19 protein-coding genes, 1 tRNA gene and 1 pseudogene are annotated in these 23403 nt (G+C 63.2%); 7 read left to right on the top strand and 14 right to left on the bottom strand.

The annotated features are described in order from the left end of the window. Positions 1 to 5 precede the first annotated feature (5 nt). From AC1MBE_RS12155 to AC1MBE_RS12145, 3 genes are read right to left on the bottom strand one after another with little or no spacing between them, the layout of a single operon-like run. Entirely contained in the window at positions 6 to 1115 is a 1110-nt protein-coding gene (locus AC1MBE_RS12155; protein ID WP_479778575.1) for a glycosyltransferase, read from the bottom strand. Between the two features lie 7 nt (positions 1116 to 1122). Next, positions 1123 to 1521, bottom strand: coding sequence for a 6-pyruvoyl trahydropterin synthase family protein (locus AC1MBE_RS12150; RefSeq protein ID WP_479778573.1), 399 nt, complete (start codon positions 1519 to 1521; stop codon positions 1123 to 1125). 3 nt (positions 1522 to 1524) lie between these two features. Continuing rightward, positions 1525 to 2586, bottom strand: coding sequence for a zinc-dependent alcohol dehydrogenase (locus AC1MBE_RS12145; protein WP_479778571.1), 1062 nt, complete (start codon positions 2584 to 2586; stop codon positions 1525 to 1527). 137 nt (positions 2587 to 2723) lie between these two features. On the opposite strand from AC1MBE_RS12145, the gene AC1MBE_RS12140 reads away from it, so the two are divergent. Beyond that, a tRNA-Ser gene (locus AC1MBE_RS12140) sits at positions 2724 to 2813 on the top strand. A gap of 1065 nt (positions 2814 to 3878) precedes the next feature. After that, on the top strand, positions 3879 to 4529 hold the full coding sequence (locus AC1MBE_RS12135; protein WP_479778569.1) for a helicase associated domain-containing protein: 651 nt from the start codon (positions 3879 to 3881) through the stop codon (positions 4527 to 4529). 315 nt (positions 4530 to 4844) lie between these two features. Here AC1MBE_RS12135 and AC1MBE_RS12130 read toward each other — a convergent pair whose 3' ends face one another. From AC1MBE_RS12130 to AC1MBE_RS12120, 3 genes are all read right to left on the bottom strand, one after another. Further along, positions 4845 to 5366, bottom strand: coding sequence for a Pycsar system effector family protein (locus AC1MBE_RS12130; RefSeq protein ID WP_479778567.1), 522 nt, complete (start codon positions 5364 to 5366; stop codon positions 4845 to 4847). 29 nt (positions 5367 to 5395) lie between these two features. Beyond that, positions 5396 to 6118, bottom strand: a complete 723-nt coding sequence (locus tag AC1MBE_RS12125) for an adenylate/guanylate cyclase domain-containing protein (RefSeq protein ID WP_479778565.1) — start codon at positions 6116 to 6118, stop codon at positions 5396 to 5398. Between the two features lie 77 nt (positions 6119 to 6195). Next, positions 6196 to 6906 (bottom strand): adenylate/guanylate cyclase domain-containing protein, encoded by a 711-nt coding sequence (locus AC1MBE_RS12120; RefSeq protein WP_479778563.1) that lies wholly within the window; start codon positions 6904 to 6906, stop codon positions 6196 to 6198. Between the two features lie 334 nt (positions 6907 to 7240). On the opposite strand from AC1MBE_RS12120, the gene AC1MBE_RS12115 reads away from it, so the two are divergent. From AC1MBE_RS12115 to istB, 5 genes are all read left to right on the top strand, one after another. Continuing rightward, positions 7241 to 9112, top strand: coding sequence for an HsdM family class I SAM-dependent methyltransferase (locus AC1MBE_RS12115; RefSeq protein WP_479778561.1), 1872 nt, complete (start codon positions 7241 to 7243; stop codon positions 9110 to 9112). Between the two features lie 274 nt (positions 9113 to 9386). After that, complete coding sequence (locus AC1MBE_RS12110; protein ID WP_479778559.1) at positions 9387 to 10055, top strand: hypothetical protein; 669 nt, start codon at positions 9387 to 9389, stop codon at positions 10053 to 10055. Between the two features lie 163 nt (positions 10056 to 10218). Next, on the top strand, positions 10219 to 10473 hold the full coding sequence (locus AC1MBE_RS12105; RefSeq protein ID WP_479778557.1) for a type II toxin-antitoxin system Phd/YefM family antitoxin: 255 nt from the start codon (positions 10219 to 10221) through the stop codon (positions 10471 to 10473). 168 nt (positions 10474 to 10641) lie between these two features. Then, positions 10642 to 12318, top strand: coding sequence for an IS21 family transposase (gene istA / locus AC1MBE_RS12100; RefSeq protein ID WP_479778555.1), 1677 nt, complete (start codon positions 10642 to 10644; stop codon positions 12316 to 12318). Then, entirely contained in the window at positions 12315 to 13130 is an 816-nt protein-coding gene (gene istB, locus AC1MBE_RS12095; protein WP_479778553.1) for an IS21-like element helper ATPase IstB, read from the top strand. The genes istA and istB overlap by 4 nt, the downstream gene beginning before the upstream one ends. 573 nt (positions 13131 to 13703) lie before the next feature. On the opposite strand, the gene AC1MBE_RS12090 is transcribed toward istB, so the two are convergent. From AC1MBE_RS12090 to AC1MBE_RS12055, 8 genes and pseudogenes are all read right to left on the bottom strand, one after another. Next, positions 13704 to 14045 carry a hypothetical protein gene (locus tag AC1MBE_RS12090; protein WP_479778551.1) on the bottom strand — a complete coding sequence of 114 codons (342 nt, stop codon included), beginning with the start codon at positions 14043 to 14045 and terminating at the stop codon, positions 13704 to 13706. Further along, positions 13948 to 14394: pseudogene (locus AC1MBE_RS12085) on the bottom strand (RHS repeat-associated core domain-containing protein); the annotation flags it as partial. The pseudogene AC1MBE_RS12085 and the gene AC1MBE_RS12090, both read right to left, overlap by 98 nt. Before the next feature lie 361 nt (positions 14395 to 14755). Next, entirely contained in the window at positions 14756 to 17932 is a 3177-nt protein-coding gene (locus AC1MBE_RS12080) for an RHS repeat domain-containing protein (protein WP_479778549.1), read from the bottom strand. A gap of 413 nt (positions 17933 to 18345) precedes the next feature. Beyond that, positions 18346 to 19041, bottom strand: a complete 696-nt coding sequence (locus AC1MBE_RS12075; protein WP_479778548.1) for a hypothetical protein — start codon at positions 19039 to 19041, stop codon at positions 18346 to 18348. Continuing rightward, entirely contained in the window at positions 19038 to 19298 is a 261-nt protein-coding gene (locus AC1MBE_RS12070) for a hypothetical protein (RefSeq protein ID WP_479778546.1), read from the bottom strand. The genes AC1MBE_RS12075 and AC1MBE_RS12070 overlap by 4 nt, the downstream gene beginning before the upstream one ends. Positions 19299 to 19555: 257 nt before the next feature. Continuing rightward, on the bottom strand, positions 19556 to 20926 hold the full coding sequence (locus AC1MBE_RS12065; protein WP_479778544.1) for a plasmid recombination protein: 1371 nt from the start codon (positions 20924 to 20926) through the stop codon (positions 19556 to 19558). A gap of 307 nt (positions 20927 to 21233) precedes the next feature. After that, the gene (locus AC1MBE_RS12060) at positions 21234 to 22658 is read right to left on the bottom strand and encodes a Rep family protein (protein ID WP_479778542.1); all 1425 of its coding nucleotides are present in this window, start codon (positions 22656 to 22658) and stop codon (positions 21234 to 21236) included. Between the two features lie 354 nt (positions 22659 to 23012). Continuing rightward, positions 23013 to 23240, bottom strand: coding sequence for a helix-turn-helix transcriptional regulator (locus AC1MBE_RS12055; protein ID WP_479778540.1), 228 nt, complete (start codon positions 23238 to 23240; stop codon positions 23013 to 23015). Positions 23241 to 23403: the final 163 nt, after the last annotated feature.

The following is a 23403-nucleotide window of genomic DNA, read 5'->3' as shown; positions in this document are numbered from 1 at the left end:
CGCCGCTATTCCGTGGGGCGCGCGCCAAGGACGGCCAGCACGGCCCGCGCCGTGGCGTCCCAGCCGGGTAGGCGATCCCGTGCGGCCCGGGCGGCGGCCCGCCATTCGGCGCGGAGTTCCGGGTCGGTAAGCCAGCGGCGGAGCAGCGCTGCCAGCGGCGCGGGGTCCGCGTTGAGTTCGACGGCGGCGCCCGGCAGCGCAACTGCTTCGGCTGCGGGGGTCCCGGCGGAGTCGGCAGTGGCGGTCCCGGCGGCTCCGGGGGTGCCGGCGGCGAGAGCCTCGACGGCACCCGTGCCTTGCCGGACGATCACCGGCACGCCGCGGGCCAGGGATTCGGTGACCACCAGCCCGTAGGTTTCGGCCCGGGAAATCAGCAGGCTGAGGTCGGCGGCAGCCCACTCGGCGTCCAGCGCGGCTCCGCGCAGTTCGCCGGGCAGGCGGACGCGTTCCGTCAGGCTGAGGCGTTCCGTTTCCTGCCGGAGCAGGGCGGTGTAGCCGGGATCCGCGGTGTCCGAACCGGCGAGGGACGCCGTCCAAGCCAGGTCCATGAGCTGCGAAAGGGCGCGCAGCAGCAGCAGCTGGTCCTTGTTGGGCAGCAGCGCGGCCAGTGCGAGCAGGTGCGGCGGCTCGGATCCCGCGGCGGCCGGGGCGGCCTCGGTGCCGGGGAGCGCCACGCTGATCCCGCCCGGCCCGTGCAACCCAAGCAGCCCGTGCCGTTCCCGCAGGGCCGCCGCGGCGGAGTTGCTGGTACAGATGACGCCGGCCGCGGCCTGCAGGGCCCGGCGTTCCAGTTCCGGATGCGCGGCCAGCGGCATGTGCAGCAGGATCCAGGCCGGCGCCCCGGCAGCGGCCGCCGCTTCCAGTTCGTCCGGCGCCCCGCAGGCCACCAGGCCGTCCACCAGGGTGACCTGGCCGCCGTCGGACTCCGTCAGCAGGCGGCCGAACCGCTGCCGGTCCGCCGCGCTGCCGACCGGCCAGTCGCCGTCGACCTCATAAGATTCCGCCGCCACCCCGAGGGCTGCGAGGGCGCGGAGCAGCGCCGCGTTGTAGGCGTTGCCGCCGGAGTTGTGGCGCACGTTGCCGGGCACCAGGAGCCGGAGGCCGGGCGCTTCCACGGGGCTGCTAGCCGGCGTCGAACTCGAGCGAGTAGCTGGCCCAGGCGTCGGGGGTTTCGCGCAGGGTGACGTCGATGCCGGTGAGCGCCTTCCCGTCCTGCCCGCCGCAGATCCGGCCGGCCACCGCGTCGACGATGTACTGGGCCAGGGCTTCGGTGGTGCTGAGTTTGCCGGTGAAGTCCGGGTGCTCGTCCAGGTTCTTGTAGTTCAGGCCCGTCAGGACGTCGTCCAGCACGTCGCCGGCTTCGCCGATGTCCAGCACGATCGCATCCTCGTTCAGGGTCCGACGGCGGAAGGTCACCTCGGTGACGAAGGTGGCGCCGTGCAGGCCTTGCGCGGGGCCGAAGGCCGGGCGCGGCAGACTGTGGGCGATCATGAAATTGCGGCGGACGGTCAGGCTGAACACGGATTACCTCGTGGTTTCTGTTGCGGGGGCGTCGGTGGTGGAGTCTACGGCGGCGGGATCGCCGGCGGGGTATTCGATGACGTGGCAGAGCGCGTCCAGGCTGCCGCCGGAGAGGCGCTGGACGACGTCGGGCAGCTCGCTGAAGCTGGACGTGCCGGTAATGAAGGCATCAAAGACCGGGTCGGCCAGCAGCGAGACGGCGAGGTCCAGCCGGTCGGCGTTGCTGCGGCGGTGACGCCGGGCGCGGGCAACAACGCCCACCTGGCTGGCGCGGATGGAAAGCCGGCGGGCATGGAAGTCCTCCCCCAGCGGCAGCGTGACCAGGCGGTCCGCGTACCAGGACATCTCGATGATCTCGCCCTCGTCGCCCACCAGTTGCAGGGCGCGTTGCAGCCCGGCCTGCGAGGCGGAGCAGTGGATCACGATGTCGCAGTCCGGCAGCGCGTCGTCGGGGTGGCAGAAGTCGACGCCGAGCGTGTCGGCGAAGGCTCGCTTGGCCGGGTCGACGTCGATCAACTGCAGCCGGCCCAGCGGGAAGGTTCCGAGGAGCTTGGCGACCATGCCGCCGACCAGTCCGGCGCCGATCACGGCAACGCGGTCGCCGAGGCGGGGACCGGCCTCCCACAGGGCGTTGACCGCGGTTTCCACGGTGCCGGTGAGCACGGCGCGGCGGGCGGGAACGTCGTCCGGGACCTGGGTGAGCGACTCGACCGGGACAATGTAGCGGTCCTGGTGCGGGTAGAGGCAGAAGACCGTCTTGCCCTGCAAGTCCGCGGGCCCCTCCTCGACGACGCCGACGGAGAGGTAGCCGAACTTCACCGGTGACGGGAAGTTGCCCTCCTGGTGCGGTGCTGCCATCTCCGCGGCAATGCACTCCGGCACGCGGGCGTTGTGCACCACCATCTCGGTGCCCTTGCTGATGCCGGAGTAGAGCGAACGCACCAGGGCTTCGCCCGGGCCGGGCGCGGGCAGTTCCTCGCGCCGGAGTTCACCCTGTTCCGGGCCGACGGTCCAGTATGCGGTTGCGGTGGTTGGGGCCGGGGTTGTCTCGTTCGGGTTGCTCATCTTGCTTACGAATCTAGTGCCGCGGCCGGACGTGGGGAAGTTCCGGCGCCGCGGGCGGGGCGCGGCGGGGCGTTTTTCGCGGCCGTTTGGGCGCCGTTTTGGGGTTGGGCGCCTTGCTCCGGTACCCTATTCAGGTTGGTGACGTGTCCGAGCGGCCGAAGGTGCAACACTCGAAATGTTGTTTGGTGTAAAAGCCAACGTGGGTTCAAATCCCACCGTCACCGCCAAGGAAAACCCCCGGGAAACCGGGGGTTTTCTGCATTCTCAGGGTCTTCGTGGTGCATTTTTGGTGCATATTTCGACGGGTCACCCCCACATGAGGTACTTCCAGACGCGCCACAGCGGCGAGCCGATGGTTCGGGGGCGGCGTCCTTCATCTTCACCCGAGTGACGGAAGTTTTCTCTGGGCCAGTCGTTTCACGGCCTCGGGGGTCGGCCGGCCCCGCTCCTTGTCCAGGGCGACCCTCAACTGCGCAGCCAGGATGTTGCGGCGTATGTGGAGCACCAATTCTCTCCGAGCCTCCGGGTCCCTCCGGAGCGTCCCATCCGGCGTTCTCAAGGTGACGAAGGGTGACGGCAGCTTCGGGGGCGTCAGCTTCGCCAGTCGTACTACCGCCTCCGGGGTCTCACGCCCCCGGGCCTCGTCCAAGGCGACGCGAAGTTGGGCCGATCGGATGCCGTCCCGTATACGTCGAATGGTCTTTTCCCTGGAGGTCCGGCATTCCTCCTCACCAGCAGACATTTGAACCGCCCCTCTTGCCCGTTGCGTCCATCATCTCAGAGCGGACAATAACCGCAAGGGGGCCATGTTCAACACAGCGGAGGCCTTCTGCGCCTACAACATAACGGTCATTATGTTGTTGATTTACTTCTCCCATTCAGGTCCCGGCTGGAGCCGAGCACCCTGATTGATCCACCCGGCACGACGTGCCCGGACCCCACCGTGGGCTCGCACCCACGCGGATGCCTTGAACGAGACATCCGGCCGGGACAGCTCAGTCCGATGCTCCGAGGAGCTCGAAGGAGTGGCCTCGGGTTCGTCACCGCGCCGAATTTCGGCAGCGCACCTGAGCCTGGGCTTTGCGGTCCCGCCGGGTTCGAGCCCTGAGTCATAAGGGGTTATTGGGTTCTTCCTATAACGGGCTATAACTTCCTATAACTGGCAATAGTCCCTGTCGGACCGGGTGGATGCTGAACGATCCAATCAGTGCCCACTTCACGCCGCAGCGTCAGAACATTCCCCCAACAGGGGGCCTTTTTCGAGCCGGCGCCGTGGCATGATGACACCCATCATGGACAGCAAGTTGCGGCGCGCTCCTGACGCGGAATGGGTGTTGATGTACCGGCTCGGGCTGAGCCGGAAACGCATCGCTGAGCTAGTGCGCGCCGACCCCGCCACTGTCGGTTACCACTTGGTCATCGCTCGCCGCCAGGACCCGAGGCTCGAGGTGGAACACCTGGCCGCCGCCGGCACCGAACCCAGCCCCTCTCCAGCGGGCCTTGCCCGCATGGAAGAGATCATCAACTGGGTTGAGGCCGAAGACCGGTTCCCCCGCGACAGCTCCGATGACAAGGAGGAACGGTCGATGGCCCGGTGGCTCTCTGACCGCCGGCGCGAGGCAGCCGAGCGCAACCTGGACCCTGCATACCGTGACGGTCTCGCGCGCATCCCTCGATGGGACGCAAATCCAAGGGCGGCCGCGGACGAAGCCCGATGGCATGACCGTCTGGTCCAGCTCATGGACTTCCGCGCCGAGGGCAACGAGTGGCCCCGTCACCACGACTACGCCTCAGAGCTGGAACATACCCTGGGTGTGTGGATCCACTCGCAGCGGCAAAAACACCGCAGAGGCGAACTGAACGCCGCCAAGATGAAGCTTCTGGATAGGAACGTTCCTGGTTGGCGGGCCGGGCGGACCCGCGGCAGGTCCGTCCAGCGATAAAAGCGGGACTTCGCTCCGCCAGGCTCACCCCAAGGCATTACCTGCACGAAGACACATCGGCGTAGGCAGGGAAGCTCGCTGCACCATTTCAGAAATTTCCAAGCTCACGGTTTTCAGCGAGAGGCGTTGTGCCCGATGCTTGGGGCATTAGCCCGACATCGCGCGCACTACAGGTCCGAACCGGCCGGTTTGGTTATGCGAAACAACACCCGAAGCGACACGGAACCCGGTCCCCAAGTGTGGACCGTTCAAGAAGGGATGTGGCACGCATGCGTTCTAGGTTGAGGTCCAACGTCGAGGGCATTTCTGGCGCGGCTATGGAGTCATACCGAATCTAAGCATGACGCCGCACACTACCAAGGACACACCGCCAGTAATCGCGAGCCACATCGAAATCTTCACAGACACGTGTTTACGCCAAGCAATCTGACTCATCTTCACCATCTGGCGAGCGAGGACTGGCAAGAGATCTTTCCCGCCGATGGCATCGGGCAGGTCCTCAGGGTTCCAATATTTCAGGTGCCCGAAGTAAATGAAGTTGTCAGGATACTCACTCCGAACGTGCCACATTCTCAGTCTCGGGATAACCACCCATACCGCGAAAGCAGCCGCGATCAGCAACGACAGGATCCCGCCGTTGTAGAGGACGTTCTGCCACGGCCCTTCAAGGACGCTGAACATTCTCTTATCACCGGAGAGCGCTACCGTCGTTGCCACTCCGGCGGACTCAATGGCGAAGGCAAACGACGCCTTCGCGTCCACCTTGCCTGTCCAATCAACAATGGCGCCGTGGACTTTCCAAGCTGTCTCGAGAGAATCCTTGCGAGTGCTGTCCACTACGGATTCTGGCTTTTTGTTCCAAACCATCAGAGGGACCGCCGATAGGACGACTTGTAGTAGGAGTAGTTCTTTCCACCCATCTCGAACTTGTATGGGCCTTCCCACATGTTCGCGCCCTTGGAGAGCTTGACTTCTTCTGTCAGATTCTCATAGACGCTTTTCGCGATAAAGGTGTTGAACCGAGCCTGGCGTTTATCGCTTAGCTTGGCTGCAAGGTTGGGGGCGACGCCGATGGAGATCATGTCGTCGTTGCCTCGGAAGCCTGCTCTAACTAGAAGGGCCTTACCTCCCGCAATCCCGCAAGCATGCTTGAGCTTCCAGCCGTTTTTCTGAACGGACCCGAATTGCTTCTCGATGGCCGGCTGAACCAGGAATTGCATGGACCACTTGATGTGGAGAGCAGCCTTGACGGCGCGCGAGTCCATATCAGTCCCGGCAAAGATCCCCATCACGCGGTCCCCATCAAAGCTGCGAATATGTCCGTCATGCGCCCGGATGATCCGAGTGCATACGGAAAGGTAGGCCTTCATGACTCGGGCTACCGTGTCGGGAGGGGAAATCGCTACGAGACCAGACGAATCGGCCATGTCGGCATAGAGATAGGTGGAGGGCAGGTAGAGCCCCTCCGAGTAACCCATTTTGGCGGGGTCAGGTACAGAAACTATTGTTCCGTCATGCCGTTCCGCCGTGCTGAGCTGTGTGGTGACCGTCTTCGCGATATCACTCTCGACGTCCGACTTCAGCGCCATACTTCCCCCTTGCTTCTCTACAGCGTGCACGCCAAACAATTTGCTTGGCGATCGAAAAAGCGGTGGCCCGGCAACGGTTAGGAGACCACCCAGCCCCAGCTGGACTGCCTAACCTTCTCGACCCTTCCACCGCCGATGTCAGTTGGCGCGGCGTCAGACCAAACCCACTTCGAATCGTAGAAGCAGTATTCCGCACTCATCGCGTCCCAGACTCGATCAGTGATGAACGTACGCGCCCCGCGAAGGTCACTCAACTTTGCCGCAATGTTTGGGGCATCTCCAATGGAAACGAGGTCATTGTTGTCCCGTACACCCGCGCGGACAATGAGCGCCTCGCCCATGTCTATGCCTGTCCGGTGGCTCAACTTCCAAGAAGACCGGTAGTACTCATCAAGTGCAAGCGATACGCCGGGCTCGATGATGTTGTCCACAACCCACTTGATTTCGAGGGCGGTCTTCCCAGCCTTCGTTGCGGCGTCATCTCCAATGTAGATGGCCATCACCCTGTCGCCGTCGAAGCTGCGGATCTCTCCACCGTTGTCCCTGATTACCCGAGTTACCGTGGCGAGGAAGGAACGGACGATCTGGGCAGCCGTCGTCTTACTGTGCTTCTTAGCTAGTCCGGTGGAATCTGCCATGTCGGTGTAGAGGTACACAGCGTCCACCCAGACACCACCGTTGCTCAGCTTGATCGTATCCGTCGTTGGTATGGCGTAGCCACGGCGGGTGTCTAGTGCGCTGGAAACTATGTCGTTCACTGACTTTTCATAGTTGACTTTCCTGCCCAAGGTTCCTCCTTGTATGAGCTTCTTTTGCAAAGCCTACCGACTGGCCCGGACAAGCCCGTACCGGCGGATTTGTGGTCGCACTCTTCGGAGGTGTAGCTGTATTCCTACGCTGGCCTGCAGGGACACATAGCCAGGCTAGACGTTCACCGGCCTTCGGGCGGACGCGGCCATCGCTACCGCCTGCCATGAGTGGCCCAGACGTTCCGGAGGCCGATCTGGAAGGCAGTTGAGCATGTTGAAGTGACCGGGACGGTGGGCCAGCCGATAGACTCCATATCGACTTGACGCCCTTGGCCTGGTGTAGGCAAGAGGTACGACTGAAGAGGGCAATGAATTGGCGCTGCGCAACGAGAGAATCACCGAAGGCCTCGTCCGGGAGGCGTTCCGGGATCTTGACTACTTCGACGCTGACAGCAATGTTCGAGTCGAGGAACAGAAGAGCTCAATCGTCGATGTATCCCGGCTCCTGAAAAGCGCTTCCAAAACCGGCGGCAAGGGGGGCGGCTCGCCCGAGTTCATCGTGACCTCCCCAGATGTTCCCGACATCGTTTTGGTGGTCGAGTGCAAGTCGGACGTCCGCCGCCATGAGAGCGTCAATCGTGATCGTCCTATCGACTTCGCAGTCGACGGCGTCCTTCTCTATGCAAGGGCCCTCGCACGGAACTACCACGTCATTGCAGTAGCCGTATCGGGTATGGACGAGGATTCGCTGCAGGTGTCGACATTCTTGCACGCACGGGGCGAAGCGAAAGCCAGAGCCCTCGAGGCTCGAGGAGGAGCCGCACTCGACAAGATCGTGGCATTCGCTGATTACGTCGACGCCGCTAAATTCGATCCAGCGGTGGAAAATGCCCGCATCAAGGATTTGATGGCGTACAGCCGCGACCTCCATAACTTCATGCGAGACTATGGCAAGTTGACCGAGAGTGAGAAGCCTCTTGCCGTCTCAGGCACACTCATAGCCCTCAGAAATCCCACCTTTGCCCAAACCTTTGACGCCTACCCCGCCAATCGTCTTCAACGCTTCTGGCTAAAAACCATTGAAGACGAAATCCATGACGCCGAGCTACCTCAGGCCAAGAAGGAGAATATGGCCCAGCCGTATTCATCCATTTCTGTGCATCCTGAGCTCGGGAAGGCGACACCCGAACATCCCAAGGGCGTGCTGAACCAGCTGGTCAGCTCACTTGCCCAGCACGTCCTCCCAGTTGTGGAGAGTCACCGAGATTACGACATCGTCGGGCAGTTCTACGGTGAGTTCCTGAAATACACAGGGGGGGACAAAAAGTCTCTGGGAATCGTGCTGACTCCCCGACACGTCACGGATTTATTCTCACGACTCGCCAACGTCACGAAGCGTGATGTTGTCCTGGACCCCTGCGCCGGTACGGCTGGCTTCCTCATCTCTGCCATGAACCACATGCTCGCTGGAGCAACCACTGAAGGAGAACGCGCCGACATCCGCCGAAACCGGCTTATCGGCGTGGAGAACCAACCGAACATGTACGCGCTGGCCGCTTCCAACATGATTCTCCGCGGGGACGGAAAAGCCAACCTTTATCAGGCTTCCTGCTTTGACACAGCCATCAGCAAGGACATCCGGGAGAATCACCGGCCCACTGTCGGCATGATCAATCCGCCCTACGCGCAGAAAGACTCGAAGCAGAGCGAGTTGTCTTTCGTAAAGCAGATGCTCGACGTTATGGTGCCAGGTGGAAGAGGCATTGCGATTGTGCCTATGTCTTGCGCCACTGCTCCGAGCGTGCACAAGCAAGTCTTGTTGAAGCACCACACTCTAGAGGCAGTCATGTCCATGCCCACGGAGCTGTTTTACCCCGTTGGGGTTGTCACTTGCATCATGGTGTTCACTGCCGGAATTCCCCATCTGGAGTCCAACCGAAAGACGTGGTTCGGGTACTGGAAGGACGATGGGTTCATCAAGACTAAGCATCTCGGAAGGGTCGACCCCGAACAGAAATGGGAGACCATCCGGGACCGGTGGGTATCAGACTATAGGAACCGCAGTGTTTCACCAGGTCATTCTGTGACTCAGACTGTGACAGCGGACGACGAATGGTGCGCCGAGGCTTACATGGAAACGGACTACTCGTCCCTTACGCCGGCTGACTTTGAAAAGACCCTCCGGGACTACGCCATCTTTCAATTGACACATGGAGTTCCCGAAAGCGAGCACCAAGGTGCCTAAGGTCTCCGAGCTATTCAACGTTCGATACGGCCAGTCGCTTGAACTCAATCGGTTGGCAAAGGTCGAACGACCGAACGGAATTAACTTCGTGAGCAGAGCTATGACTCACAATGGGGTTACAGCCCGAGTAGCCGTTGATCCTTCATGGTCTTTAGGCCTCGCAGGAGAGATGAGCGTCGCGCTCGGGGGTAACGGGGTTCTATCGACCTTCCTTCAGCCGGAACCGTTCGTCTGCGGTCGAGACGTGGCAATACTTTCTGCCAAGGATCCGAGCATGTCGACAACTGAGAAGCTGTGGTGGGCTAGGTGCATCCTCGCCAACAAATATAGGTATTCGTACGGGAGACAGGCGAATCGCACACTCGGGAGCATAATGCTCCCGACCGAGGTACCGATCTGGGTTACGGCGGCTACAAATTCGTCTTTTCAATGGCTAAACCAGTCCATAGCCCCAATTCCGGCCGGCGTTGTAGCCGTGCCGAACGAACCGACCGTTCGCCTGGACAAGATATTCAATGTTAGCTATGGCAACAAATTTGATTTGAACAAAATGCGCCATGCCTCCTCTGGCGTCGCCTTCGTCGGACGTAAAGGGCGCGACCAAGGAGTTTCGGCAATCGTCGAAGAGTTGCCCGGTGTCCGCCCCTATGAACCAGGGCTGTTAACTGTAGCGTTGGGCGGAGCAGCACTTGCAACTTACGTTCAGCAGCTTCCTTTCTACACAGCGCAGAACATCGCCGTACTGCGCCCGCTAAGTGAGATGCCGTTGATCGAGCGCCTTTTTTATTCGATGTGCATACAATCAAACGCCTATCGATACACGGCGTTCGGCCGAGAGGCTAACCGTACATTGGCCTCCGTCCCCCTCCCCGCAGAAGTTCCGGAGTGGGTGAAGAATTCCTCTGTACAGGGCATTGCGCGTGAACAGACAGTCGCTAGCTAACAGGGACTGGTCGGCATGGCTGCTAGCAGGCAAGGCCCCATTCCGCTTTTGGTCGTGATCTGGGCGGCCATAATGGGCTAGAGCCATACACGGGCTTAACACTCGGAAGAACGCTGGTGCGAAAAGCGGGCACTAGCGAGTACTAGCAAGCCAGGAGGACGTCATGGCCATAACAACGAGTGAAGCCCGCCGCGACCTCGCCCGTCTCATCGAGCGGGTGAACCTCGACCGCACCGAGATCGAGATCGTGTCCAAACGTGGATCCGCGGTCTTGATGGCGAAGGACGAGTTCGACTCACTGGTGGAGACAAGCTACCTGCTGACCTCCCCCGCGAACGCCCACCGCCTGATGTCGGCTCTGCAATCCACCCGCGGGATCGATGCCGCGCCAGCATCGACGACGCCTAGGCGACCTTAGAGGGAGGCCCGCAGATGCGAGCTGACTATGACAGGTTTGGATGGCCCCGGTAAGACGGTTATTTCTGGCCCCATTCGTGACTCGCCGGGCAGCTTGTGACGGTTATATGTGGCCCCGCCTTCAGCGTTGGATTCATCAGTGGATGGATGCGGCGGAAGGCTGGTCTGGATGGAGTCGAGAGTGGAGTTGTTCGCGCAGATCCGAAGGGACGCCCGGGTCGAGGGCCTGTCGGTCCGTGCGCTGGCGGGCAAACACAAGGTTCACCGGAGGACGGTGCGGCAGGCGCTGGAATCCGCCTCTCCTCCGGGACGCAAACCGCGACAAGGGGTGGCGTGGCGGCTGGAGCCGTTCAAAGCGGCAATCGATGCGATGCTGACCGAGGACACGACGGCGCCGAGGAAGCAGCGCCATACCGCCCGCAGGATCCTGGCCCGGCTCATCGAGGAGCACGGCGCGGAAGAACTCTCATATTCGACGGTGCGTGACTATGTGCGGATCCGCCGGGCTCAGATCGATGTTGACGCCGGCCGCCGGATCGAGGTGTTCGTCCCGCAGGAACATGCGCCTGGTGCGGAGGCGGAGGTGGACTTCGGTGAAGTCTGGGTGGTCTTGAACGGGGTGAAAACGAAGTGCCACATGTTCGTCTTCCGGCTGTCCCACTCCGGCAAGGCCATCCACCGGATTTACCCGACGCAGGCCCAGGAAGCTTTCCTGGAAGGCCACATCGAAGCCTTTCAGGTCCTGGGCGGCATCCCGACCAAACACATCAGGTATGACAACCTCACCAGCGCTGTCACCGCGGTGGTGTCCGGGCAGGGGCGGCAGCGTTTGGAGAATGACCGGTGGGTGCTGTTCCGCTCGCACTACGGCTTCGACCCCTTCTTTTGCCAGCCTGGCATCGACGGGGCTCATGAAAAGGGTGGGGTCGAGGGCGAGGTGGGCTGGTTCCGCCGCAACCGGCTCTCGCCCATGCCTGCTGCTGGGTCTTTGGATGAGCTCAATGACCGGATCCGGGACTGGGAAGCCCGGGACGAGGCCCGGCGGATCAACGACAGGATCCGCACCATCGGCCAGGACTTCGCCGCCGAGCAGCCGTTCCTGGCACCACTGCCGGCAGAGGCCTTCGACCCGGGGCTGGTGCTGACACCGCGGGTGGACCGGTCCTCGATGATCACCGTGCGGATGGTGAAGTACTCCGTCCCGGCACAGTTTATTGGCAGGAAGGTCCGGGTGTCCTTGCGTGCCTCCGAAGTCGTGGTGTTCGACGGCCGCGCCGTGGCCGCCAGGCACCCGCGGATCGTTGCCAAACACGGGCAGTCAGTCCAGCTGGATCACTACCTCGAGGTCCTCAAGACCAAGCCGGGGGCGCTGCCCGGATCCACCGCCCTGGCCCGGGCACGGGAGTCCGGGGCGTTCACCAGCGCCCACGAGGCGTTCTGGGCTGCCGCCCGCCGGGTGAACGGCGACGCCAACGGAACCCGGGAACTCATCGACGTCCTGCTGCTTCACCGGTCCATGGACGCCGGAGACGTCCAGGCAGGGATCACCGCGGCACTCGGGGTGGGGGCCGTAAGTGCCGACGTCGTCGCGGTCGAAGCCCGCAGACACGCCTCCAGTATCCCCTCGGGTGGATCCGGGACGGACCGTCATCCCGGTGCTCATGACGAGGTGAATGTGCAACGGGTTGTCAGTCTGACCCAGCGCCGGCTCATGGACCCCGCCGCGGTCATCGCCGGGCTCCCGCCGGACACGCGCCCGCTTCCGTCGATCGGGGTTTACGACGAGTTGCTGGCCAAACGCACCGATCATCCCGCAGGAACCGTGTCGAAGGAGAACATCTCATGAGCCCAGCAGCACCCTCGACGACCATCACTCCGACCCTGCGCCGGCGGCGCGGCCTGACCGAACAGGCCGCGGTGGCAGCTGTGGACCAGGCCTGCCGCCGGCTGCGCCTGCCCACGATCCGGGCCGTGCTCGACGAAGCGCTCACCGTCGCGGGGAAGGAACAACTCTCCTACCAGGGCTTCCTGGCGGAGCTGCTGCTGGCCGAGTGTGATGACCGGGACCGGCGCTCCTCCATCCGCCGCGTCAAAGCAGCGAACTTTCCCCGGGACAAATGGCTCGGGGACTTCGATTTCGACGCCAACCCCAACATCAACCCCGCCACCATCCACACCCTCGCCACCGGCGACTGGATCCGCAAAGGCGCACCCCTGTGCCTCATCGGGGACTCCGGGACCGGGAAATCCCACCTGCTCATCGGGCTCGGCACCGCAGCGGCCGAGAAGGGCTACCGGGTCAAATACACCCTAGCCACCAGGCTCGTGAACGAACTCGTCGAAGCCGCCGACGAGAAGATCCTGGCCAAGACCATCGCCCGCTACGGCCGGGTCGATCTGCTCTGCATCGACGAGCTCGGCTACATGGAACTGGACCGCCGCGGCGCCGAACTCCTCTTCCAGGTGCTCACCGAACGCGAGGAAAAGAACTCCATCGCCATCGCCAGCAACGAATCATTCTCCGGCTGGACGAAAACCTTCACCGACCCCCGCCTGTGCGCGGCGATCGTTGACCGGCTGACCTTCAACGGCGCCATCATCGAAACCGGCACCGACTCCTACCGCCTCGCCCACAGCCTCAAGCGGACGGCCACCTAGCGTTACGGATCCGGCGGCAACGTAGGATGCTGCGACGACCCGGGACGCAGGACAGTCCTCCCAGCCATTCTTCCAAGGGCGTTGGCAGCCAACTAAATCCCGTTCGTTGCCGCCCCGCGGAAACGAGTGGCCAGTGGTGCGGAAACGAAGTATGGCGCTTCCCGGTCCTCGACTCGTGGCATGAACCTCGATAAGGAAGCTTTTCTCCCTTGCGCCCCTGCCTGGAGCTTGCACACGGTGATCACCAGGGGCCAGACCCAGCACCACGATTCCGAGCACCACGTGTGGCGGGTTGGATCCAACAAGCTCACGATGGCTGCCAAGGCGACGAGATAGCCGACTTGCCACCAAGACGCCCGGGAAATCGCTGTTACCGTCCTACCGGTGCGACGACCCCCCAAATCCTCCTGTAGAAGACCCTGGACTGCATACCTTTCCCCCACGTCCGGGTGTGGTTGGCGCCGACTACGCTTGCGGTCGGCTCAGCGGCTGACGCTGGCCCCGGTGGCGGAAGCAGTCCGGATTAGGAAGGAATTTCCGCAGACACCACCCATTAGCTACTCCTGCTCAATGTCAGGAAGACGAGCTCGAGTTGTCGCCCGCTTCAGTCTCCGGTCGAGACCCGGTGTCTTCCCGACCGTCTCGTTTGCTCGTCCACCTTCCTGCGAGCAGCAGTAGGACGAGTCCGAGCGCTAAACCAAGCCCCTGCAGCGCTCCAGGAAATCCCAGCAGCAAGTAGCCGATGCCGGCACCGAGAAGCGGCAAGGCGATGATGGTGATGCGGTCCTTAGTTGTTCGGTAACTCATCTTTCGTCTCCTATAAACCTGCAAGGAATCCGCCGACTGCTCCACCGATAGTACCGAGGCCCAACCCGTTGGAAATTGCGTCTTGGATGTCTTGTCCTGATCCTCCATCGATTGCTGTCCCAGTTCCGGCTCCTATCGCGGTTCCGAGTCCGCCTCCTATTACTCCTGCCGCCGCCACACAGGCTAGCCCCGCACTCCCAGCGCAAACGCCTGCTCCGACTGCGAACACCACTACAGCAGTTGCAACTGCGCCAACTAGCTGTCCCGTCGTTGGTTGCCACGCCAGGCCGAGGGGGTCCGAGTGGTTGATGGGGTCGTTGGCGGCGAAGGCGTAGCGGTTGGCGTTGGCGGGGTTCAGCGGTGCGTCGAGGGTGTCTTGTTGGGTCCAGCGGCCGGTGGCCGGGTTGTACCAGCGGGCGCCGTAGTGGACCCAGCCGGTGGTGCGGTCCTGGAGGCCGGCCTTGAAGGTGCCGTGGCTGTCGAACCACGGCGGCCCTCACTGCCGAAGGGGCCTAGGGCCCTGCACTACTGGCTTACCACTTTCCGATCAAGGCTTCCGATCGTTCCAGTGCTGTCGCTTCCGAGACTTGAACAGCTTCACACCGATGACTGCTAGGAAGATGAGGCACGCAATCATGCCAGCGCCGGATGTTAGCGTTCGCTCCGTAGATTTCGACTCGGTGAAGACTGAAAGCAAAACGAGCAGGGCGATAATCGTTGAGGCCATCTGGAGATACAGCGATCGCCGGCCACGGTCTTTCGGCTTGTTCACCACCGGGTACACCTTCTAGCTGGAGAGTCTAGTAACCTTCGCACCATCAGTATGTCCCTCCCAGTGGTTCTCCCTTATTGTCATAACATCCTTCAAACAATGCATAGCCGGAGAGCCCATAAGAGATGAAGGGCAATGCCAAACCGCCGGTTGCAGTGACCGCGCCGTAAATGGCTATGCCAAGCCCGACGACGCCCAGTGCGCAAGTCACCTCGGGACTGATTATCGTGAAGCGTCCCGTCGGATCGCTCTGGTTGATGGAGTCGTTGGCGGCGAAGGCGTAGCGGTTGGCGTTGGCGGGGTTCAGCGGTGCGTCGAGGGTGTCTTGTTGGGTCCAGCGGCCGGTGGCGGGGTTGTACCAGCGGGCGCCGTAGTGGACCCAGCCGGTGGTGCGGTCCTGGAGGCCGGCCTTGAAGGTGTATGGGGTTTGGTCGGTGGCGTTGCCGCCGGCGTCTTTGGTGATGGTCTGCACTCCGTACGGGTCGTAGGCGTAGGCGACGGAGACGTAGTTCCCGGCGGCGATGAGCGCGGTGGGGTTGCCGGTGCCGTCGGTGATGTAGAGGGATTCCATGCCGGCGCTGGTGCGCAGCATCAGCGGTTCCCCGGTGACGGGGTCGTGTTCGATGTAGGCGGTGTGGGAGTCCTTGCTGAGTTGTTCGATGATCGGCTGGCCCTGGGCGTCGGTGCGGCCGTAGGTCAGCTGGTAGTAGCCCTTGGGTGTGGTTTCGGAGAGGACCTCGTTCTGCGAGGCGCCGGCGTAGGAGTAGTAGTAGACGGTGCCGCCCTTGGTGACGGTGCTCATCTGCTGCGCGCCGTTGTAGGTGTAGGCCCCTTGGGGGTCGGCGGTGAGGTTCCCGGTCCCGTCGTAGGTGTATCCGGCGGTGGTGATCTGGTTGGCCGCGTTCGCGGTGAACGTCTGGCTGGTGGTGGTGGCGCCGGTGGTGGTGGCGGTCAGCCGGTTCCCGCGGGCGTCGTAGGTGTAGTTGTAGGTGATCGGTGCGGTGCCACCGGTCACGGCCGCCTGGGTGAGGCGTCCGGCTTTGTCGTAGGTGTAGGCGGTGACGGCTCCGGTGAGGTTGTCTTTCACCCATTGGATCTTGGACCGGTCCGCGGTCGTGGTGGTCGGGCAGGTCGGGGCCGTGGACCCGGCGGAGTGGCAGTAGGTCAGGTCCATGACGGGGCGGTTGTCGGTATCTCCGGTGCCGACCTGGGCGGTGGTGCGGCTGACCCGCCCGGTGGTGTCGTAGTCGGTGTGGGAGTGCGCGGCCCAGGTCGTGTGGGAGGTGTTGGCGTCCATCCAGGTGTCCGTGCGCCGGCCCCGGTCATCGGTCGCGAACGCCAGGACGTGGGTGCCCGAGTTGTACTGGTAAAGCAGCGAAGTCGGCACGCCGGAGTCGTCATAGGTATAGGTGGTGGTGCCGCGGGTGTCCGTGGTCGAGGCCAGGTTGGAGGCCTTGTCGTAGGCGTAGCTGATCGTGCCGCCGCCGGCGGTATTGACCCGGGTCGTGAGCCGGCCCATCAGGTCGTAGCCGTAGGTGGTCGTCCCGGACCCGTCGACGCGGGTGAGGACCTGGCCGTTCGCGTTGTAGGTGTAGGCCACCGCCGGTGTGCCGTCCGAGAAGGACGTGCCGGTCAAACGGCCGACGGCGTCGTAGGAATAGGTGGTGGTGTTGCCGCGCCCGTCGGTCGCGGTGATCGGCCGGGCCCAGGCATCGTAGGTGAACTTCCGTGCGCCGAGCGAGGATCCGGTGACCGGGGTCAGGTCCGTGAGCTCGTGGTTGGTGTTGTAGCCGTACAGGGTCTTGTTCGTCCCGTTGCCCGGGGCGAGGGCGGACTTGACGGTGCCGTCGCCATTGACTTCCAGGGTCGCGGTGGCAGCCATCGCATCGGAGGCGGTCAGCGCGTTCCCGGCCCCGTTGTAGGTGTACAGCGACTGGTTGCCCGCATCATCGGTGCTCGAGGTGGCCAGGTACTTCGTGTTCGCCGCGGTGTTGGCGTACTCGGCCTGGCCGGCGGCGCCGCCCTGGGACGTTGTCTTGGTGAGCGACTGCCCGCTGTTCGCCCCGTAGGTGTTCGTCGTCGTCCCGGACGTGCTGCCGGTGCCCTGGGTGGCGGTGAGGGTGTCGAAGTCGCCGGTGTAGGTTGCCGCCCGTGCCCGTCCCATCGGGTCGGTGGCCGAGATGACCCGGCCGTCCGTGCTCAGGTTGTACGTGGTGTGGGGCCCTGAGGCCACGGCAACGGCGGTGTCGGTGTTCGGTCCGGCGACGAGTGTCTGCGTGCTGGAGGGGTAGGCGATCCGGGTGATCGAGTTCCCGGGCGAGCCGGGCGAGGTGTTGACGCGTTCGATCCGGGTGACCCGGCCGGAGGCGTCATAGGTCAGATAGGTCTTAGCGCGGGTAGGCGCGGTGATCGTAGAGATCCTTCCGCTGTCGTAGCCGAAGGCCGTGACTTTGCCGGCCTGGTCAGTGAAGTTGGACCAGTTGCCGTAGCCGTCATTGGACAGCGAAGCTGACCGGGTCGCGGTGCCGCTGGTCTGGGTGATGGTCGCGAGCGTGCCCGTGTAGGAGTCGTAGGCGAGGGTTCCGGTCACGCCCTTGTTCCCGCTGATCCCGGTGATTTTGCCGGTGGACGGGCTGAACATGGTCTTGTTGCCGTTACGGTCGGCGAGGGACAGGGCGCGGCCGTCGGTGTTGAATGTCACCACGGCGGCGTTGGTCCGGGAGGTCAGGGTGTAGGTGCCGTCGGCGTTCTTCACCAGGTCGGCCTTCGTTCCGGCCGGGGCCGTGAACGCCGTCGTGGATCCGGAGACTGGGGTGAACAGGGCCGAATAGCCGTCCCCGGCCGTGTAGAGCACGCCCGAAGGCGTCGATGACAGGGAACCGGTCCCGCCAAGGTTCAGGGTCCACCGTTGCGCGGCGTCCCCTTGCGTTGTGGCGGTGGACTGGGAGTTGAACACCGCGCCGAGCGGAACGTCGCTGTTGACCCCCGGCAGGGACAGCCCGTTCACGGACAGCATCAGGTTGCCGGTGCCGAGGTCAACCGAGCCGGAGACCTGGTCGGAGATCTGCAGCGGCAGCCGCGTCGCGCCCGGCCGGGCACCGAGCGCCCCGATCGTCGTCAACTCCCCGGAGGTGGCCCCGGGAATGACCATGGGTACCGGCACTACCGCCAGCCCCGGTCCTGCTGTTCCCGCCAGCAGCCCCAGCCCCAGGCAGGAGGCCATGGCGCCGCGGAACAACAAAGCCGGCGGCCTATGGCCACCGGCAAATCGATCTGAACGCTGCGGCGTCCGCCGCTTTCCCCCAATAAGCATCCTAGCTCCAGACCTGGAAATGAGTGATGGCGCTCACTTTACGACCGAGTTTTATCCGCTGACTAGAGAAATATGCTTGTAAATTTCGTGACAAAAAATTACCCCCGCTGTCACATGGGACCTTCAGCGAGAGGCCGAGGCCGTCATCCCTCCCGACATAGCTGCCGCCTTGCACAACGTGTCGTTCCCAGCGCCCAGGGCACACGCGGTTGGAAGGCTCCGCCGACCAAAGCTCCCGAGCGGCACTAACGCGCCGGGGTGGGGCCACTTTCAACCGTCCCTCCGGGGCCAGAAATACTTGACACAATCAGCGAGCCTCGCTTTTACGTTGATGCTCTGGGACTAGGAGCCTCCGGTTCCTGATCAAGCGGGGTGGGCAAGCCGCTGTCGTGGTCGATCAGGGCGGCGAGGTAGTCGCTCAAAGAAAGACCATGTCGTGCCGCCCGTGCCCGGGCACGGGCGTGTTGTTGGGGAAGGACACGGCCACGCAAAGCGACGCGGTGGCCGTCTAGTTTCGGAGTTGCGTACGAAGGACCTTCGTCCTGCTGCCTCCCGTCGGCAACCTTCCCGGAGAATCTCGCGGCGTCGATCTTCCTCTGCAGGGCTTGGTCAAGGATCTGCGTTATTGCATCGAGCCGTTCAGGGTCAAGTCTGTGCAGGGCCTTGGTTGCGAAATCGCGTACCTCATAAAGTCTCTTGATCCGCACGTGCGGAAGCATCACTTCCGCTTGCGGCGGAAGCTTTGCGTCCTCACGCAGCAGGTACTCCGGGTCCACGCCGAACACAGTGGCGATGGCGCGGAGGCATGCGTCAGGGACTACCTGGATCCTGCCATTCTTGAGCATCGACCAGCGGGTGCGCGACATCTTGTAGCCGGTCCTTTTCGCGGCGGCCTCAATCGCCGGGTGGCCGTAGGGCCGCCCCGCCTCATCAAAGACGGCGTCCAGAAGCAGATTGATCTTTCGGGCAAGTACTTGAGCCCGTCGGGCCTTCTCCGCTTCAGTGAGCTTCCGTTTCACAGCGCGCGGGAGGGTGAGGTCGTGTTGTTTTTCACTGTGGCGGCCTGACCCCGTCGGGGCAGCTTGCCGAGCTCATCGAGGTCGATCGCATCGACGTGCGCCTCTATGATTGGCGCGAGATAATCAATCCCATTCATGTCAACGAGTTTGAGAATCTGGACGAGCTTTACTGCCCGCTTCATGTCGAGCTTCACGGTGAATGAATGGCGCTCGCCCTTCGAGGGCCGGCCGGTGCGTGGGTGGATGAGAGATGCCATGAGGCGATTATTCCGTGGGGGTTTCGTGAAAATGGCCCCGCCTGGGGGCGGGTAACAGAACCCCCTCAGAAACGAACATTAATTGCTTTAGTAACATTTCGTCATATGGAAGGAAGGGCTGCCAACTCCCTGACACGGCAGGTTGAGGGGTGTCGGCTGCCGGTACCTGGTGCAGGCTACACCAGGCACCGGTCGCCTGTCTTCGTATTCGTTACTGCCGTCAGCTGTTTTGCTGGTCCGCAGGGCGTCAGGGAGTGTCACCTCTCGTAGTCGGCTCCTTCGAACTGACGATCCATGTCGGCAACTTGGTCCGAAAACTTGGCCGCGTCGATCTTCCTCTGCATCTCCTGACTCCGGTCCTTCCACACCTCATAGCTGGGACCGCGATAGCGCCCGAAAGCGTCACTTTCGCGACGTTGGTGCGCAGCGAACTCCTTCCGCGCGTAGCCTTCGGCCTTGTCCATAAGAGTCGTGCCGTCCTTGAGCTGCATGGTCTTGAGGAACTTCACGAACACGTGTGACTGGGCTCCGAGGATGTCCCGGCGCATGCCGTCGTAACTCGGCGGAGCCGGATTGTCGTCGAGCTGCTGCTGGATTTGCTGGCGCAGGGCCAGGAGGCCCTGAGCAGCAGCCCTATGAGCCTCTTCGGCCGCCGCCGCCCGCCGTTCCCGCTCCTGAGCCGCGAGCAGGACGTCTGTGACCTCCTGGCGGGCATCTGCCCGGGCTTCGACTATCGCATCCTGTTTCGCCCTGCGCCTGAGCCGGGGCACCTCTTCGAGCTGTGCATCAACTTCCTGCCTGTCATCACTAAGGGACTTGGCAGCCTCGGTGAGCTTGGCCTTTTCAATCCGCACTTCCTGCCGGGCTTCCCAGAGCTTCTTGGTGTCACGCTGGGCGACAGCGAGGGTCGCTCGACCTTTGTCCGCCGTGCGGGCGTACTCTTCGCTGGAGGTCCGCTCGGTCGACCGGCTGGTGACTGTGCGCTGGGGCTCGTACCCGGTCTTCTCGAGCGCGTCGCAGAGCTCCTTGCGCTGCTTCTTGAAATGCGAAGGGCCTCGGAAGAAGTCCTTCTGAGAGAGCCGGCCATCGCCGGTGACCGGCACGATTGCCAACTGCAGGTGCGGGCTGCTTTCGTCCAAGTCGATGGACCCCGCGACGATGTTCTGCTGCCCGAATTCCCCACACGCCCACTGGAGCTGGGCGTAAATGAATCGCTGCGCCAGGTCGTTGAGCCCGGTGACACGCCAGTCAGGACAGTGCGCGTCCACCCACTTCGGGTCGAGCTGGAGCATGATGCCCCGCATGACGACCGCATCTTTGCGCAGCGGCTTCTTCACCTGCGCCAGCCGACTCTCCCGGTAGTCGGCAAACTCGGCGCTGGGCGGCCGGTTCCGTCCCTCCGTGTCCTTCGTAACTACCGGCACGCGGAAGCCGCCTTGACCGTCGTTTACGAACGAGATGTTCATTGTCGACCGGGCCAGGTCAATGTTGGGGTTCCGGTGTCCGAAGTTGAATCCTGCCGCAAGATCGGGCCCCCTACCGAGGTGGCGATCGCGGGCCACCGCATGGGAGCCGGTGGCCTTGACCTTCGCCTCCGGAGAGGCGTCATAGGTGACAGTCCAACTCACAGCGACCACCTCCGCATAGCTCCGGTGAAGCCTCCGGCGGCGCCCCCGCGGGGCCTCCGTTTCCGAAGCACGCTGCCCCTCCGCTCATGGGACCCTGCACCCAAGACCGGAGCCTCTGCACCGCACTCCAGAAACGGAAGGGCCGGAAGTGTAGCCCCATACACCTTTACGCTTCGCTGCAAGGTTCCCGGGGCCCTCCGGGGGCCGCTGCGCGGAGCAACCTCGGCGCTGTGCACCTCGATCCGCCGACCTGTGAGCGCTCCACTGGAGCCCTCACAGATCGCCTGGTGCTGACCGTAGGAGGCGCTCATGCCGCGACCCCGGCTACCAGCGCCAGCGGTACGTCCCGGCTGTGCTCAGCGAGGCCGCCCAGCAGCGCATCAACGGCATCTTCCACGGCATGTTCCGCAGAGGATTCGGGTCCGTACGTCAGCGCCGCGTACGGCGCATTCCGGTGATAGATGTTCCCCTGGACGCCCCCGTCATGTTGGCCGGCCTCCAGCGTGCATTTGTGCCACTCGTAGGGCTCGACCTTCCCGATTCGATGCACGAGATAGCGCAGGATGTCGTCCTCGCGGAATACCTTCACGACTGAGGCCAGGCGGCGGATGAACTGGTCCAAAGCCTCGTCAACGCTGCCCTTCTGGCGGGCGTAGAAGAAGAACTCCACCGGCTCGATGGTCGCGGTGATCACGATCAGCCTCGGGGCAACCTCGCCCTTGTTCTTGTACCGCGCCTTCGCCGGGGATGCGTTGTACGGATCGAGAAGGAGCAACCAGTCGTTGGCGTCCATCGCTGAGGCCCGCAGATCGTCCAAAAGCAGGACCTCTTCGCCGCGCCAATCGTCCAGAGGGTTCGAGGTTGCTGCCCGGTAGATCTGCCACCGCTCCCCGTGTGCCTCGGCAGCGGCGATGGCAGCCGAGATGAACTCGCTGGCGAACCGGGTCTTGCCAACTCCGGCCACGCCGTAGACGAACACGACCTGCGTCGAGAACTCGCCGGCTCGCAGCTTCGCCGCCGCACGGTATGCGCGGCGCTGGCCATACGCTGACAAAGCCTCCTCGACCTCCCGTGTGTGGCGAGAATAGATATCAAAAAGATCATCCGTGAGCATGATCTGATCCCGGGTGATTTCGCCCTGCAGCACCCGCTCTCGCATATCTTCGAAGTCCTCGGCCACGCGCTTCTTCTTCACGTGGGCGCGCCCCTTCAGCCACGCCCCGCGCCGCTCTGCGTCGACGCCCAGGTAATCGGGACCGCGCACCGTCACGACCTCCGAGGGCGCGTACTGGTACTTTTCGGGGTACTTCGCGTGCGTAAGGTACGAGAGCATGTTGTCGTAGGCGTACCGCCCGGCCCCCGGCTTCTCGACGTACTGCGGTTCGATCCCGATGACGTCGGCGAGCCGAGGTATCGGCGCGCTCTTAGCTCGGCTGACGAACTTAATTACTCCGTGAATGTGATTGGGCTTCAGTTCGACCACGAGCGCCTTCTGCACGTCGCTCCAGACTTCTCGCAAGTCCTTGTCGTGGATGATCCCGCAGGCCTCCACCACCTCGCGGCCGTCTGCCTCGAGCCGCTGCACGACGTACCCGAGAATGGCCCCTGCGCCCTGCTGGAGCAGCGCGGCGCCGTTCGCATCGTTTATCGCCCACGTCCAGTACGCCGGCTCGAGGTACTGCGTTATGGCAATGCTGGTGGGGTTGTTCTCTTCTCTAGCCACGGCGATCACCGCCAGGAGCTTGGGCGACCTTGCCGTCAATAGGAAGGGTGCCGCTAAATGAACCCCTATTGAACCCCAAATGAGCCCCCAAAGGACCCCGCGGATTCACGCGGGGCACCGAGACCAGAAAGCCTGAGATACCAGGCATTTCGTAGCATGGTGCGGCAATCGACAAGCCCTTGCCGCACCCGTTGGAACGAATGGGGTTCCCCGGACTCTTAAGGACTGTCGTATCTGCGGGCAGCTGGGTGACCGCGCGATAGGCCAGTCCCTGCCAAACGGGCGGCAGGAGGGTGGAGGGGAGTTTTCGGGTGCGTGAACTGGGGAGACTCCGGCCGGAGCGGATTGTGATCATCACGGCGCTCAGCGTTCTTCCGAGGTGCTGGTGCGCTGCTGGCTCAGAAGCCAGGCGTCAACGGACTCCGGCGCATAACGGACGCTGCGGCCGATCCGGATAAAGGCGGGTCCCTTGCCAGTGATGCGCCACTCATCCACGGTCCGGCGCTTGGTGCCCAAGCGCTCAGCCAGAACGTCCGGATGGATGAGGGATTCGAGCAGGGGTGTGGTGATGCCAATTGAAGGTGACGACATTAGAGGTGTCCTATGGGAGGAGCGACCGCTCTACTCCCGTTCGTGAGGGCGGTATTTCCTCACGACATGGACTTCTTTCAGCTCCGAGCGGTAGTTCGCTTAGTGCCGTGGCCGGATCAGTCACCACTCCGGCCGCCTTGATCGAGGGGGAAACCGGGGGGTG

The organism is Arthrobacter sp. BG5, assembly GCF_056680155.1.
Note: the sequence above shows the minus strand (reverse complement) of the source record. Positions and strands in the feature narration are given on the sequence as shown.

Bases quoted from the DNA above. Each gene is read 5' to 3' on its own strand.
- AC1MBE_RS12145 (WP_479778571.1), bottom strand. From the start codon at position 2,586: ATGAGCAACCCGAACGAGACAACCCCGGCCCCAACCACCGCAACCGCA.
- AC1MBE_RS12135 (WP_479778569.1), top strand. From the start codon at position 3,879: ATGGACAGCAAGTTGCGGCGCGCTCCTGACGCGGAATGGGTGTTGATG.
- AC1MBE_RS12125 (WP_479778565.1), bottom strand. From the start codon at position 6,118: ATGGCGCTGAAGTCGGACGTCGAGAGTGATATCGCGAAGACGGTCACC.
- AC1MBE_RS12110 (WP_479778559.1), top strand. From the start codon at position 9,387: ATGTCGACAACTGAGAAGCTGTGGTGGGCTAGGTGCATCCTCGCCAAC.
- AC1MBE_RS12105 (WP_479778557.1), top strand. From the start codon at position 10,219: ATGGCCATAACAACGAGTGAAGCCCGCCGCGACCTCGCCCGTCTCATC.
- istA (WP_479778555.1), top strand. From the start codon at position 10,642: ATGGAGTCGAGAGTGGAGTTGTTCGCGCAGATCCGAAGGGACGCCCGG.
- istB (WP_479778553.1), top strand. From the start codon at position 12,315: ATGAGCCCAGCAGCACCCTCGACGACCATCACTCCGACCCTGCGCCGG.
- AC1MBE_RS12090 (WP_479778551.1), bottom strand. From the start codon at position 14,045: ATGGAGGATCAGGACAAGACATCCAAGACGCAATTTCCAACGGGTTGG.
- AC1MBE_RS12080 (WP_479778549.1), bottom strand. From the start codon at position 17,932: ATGGCCTCCTGCCTGGGGCTGGGGCTGCTGGCGGGAACAGCAGGACCG.
- AC1MBE_RS12070 (WP_479778546.1), bottom strand. From the start codon at position 19,298: ATGGCATCTCTCATCCACCCACGCACCGGCCGGCCCTCGAAGGGCGAG.
- AC1MBE_RS12055 (WP_479778540.1), bottom strand. From the start codon at position 23,240: ATGTCGTCACCTTCAATTGGCATCACCACACCCCTGCTCGAATCCCTC.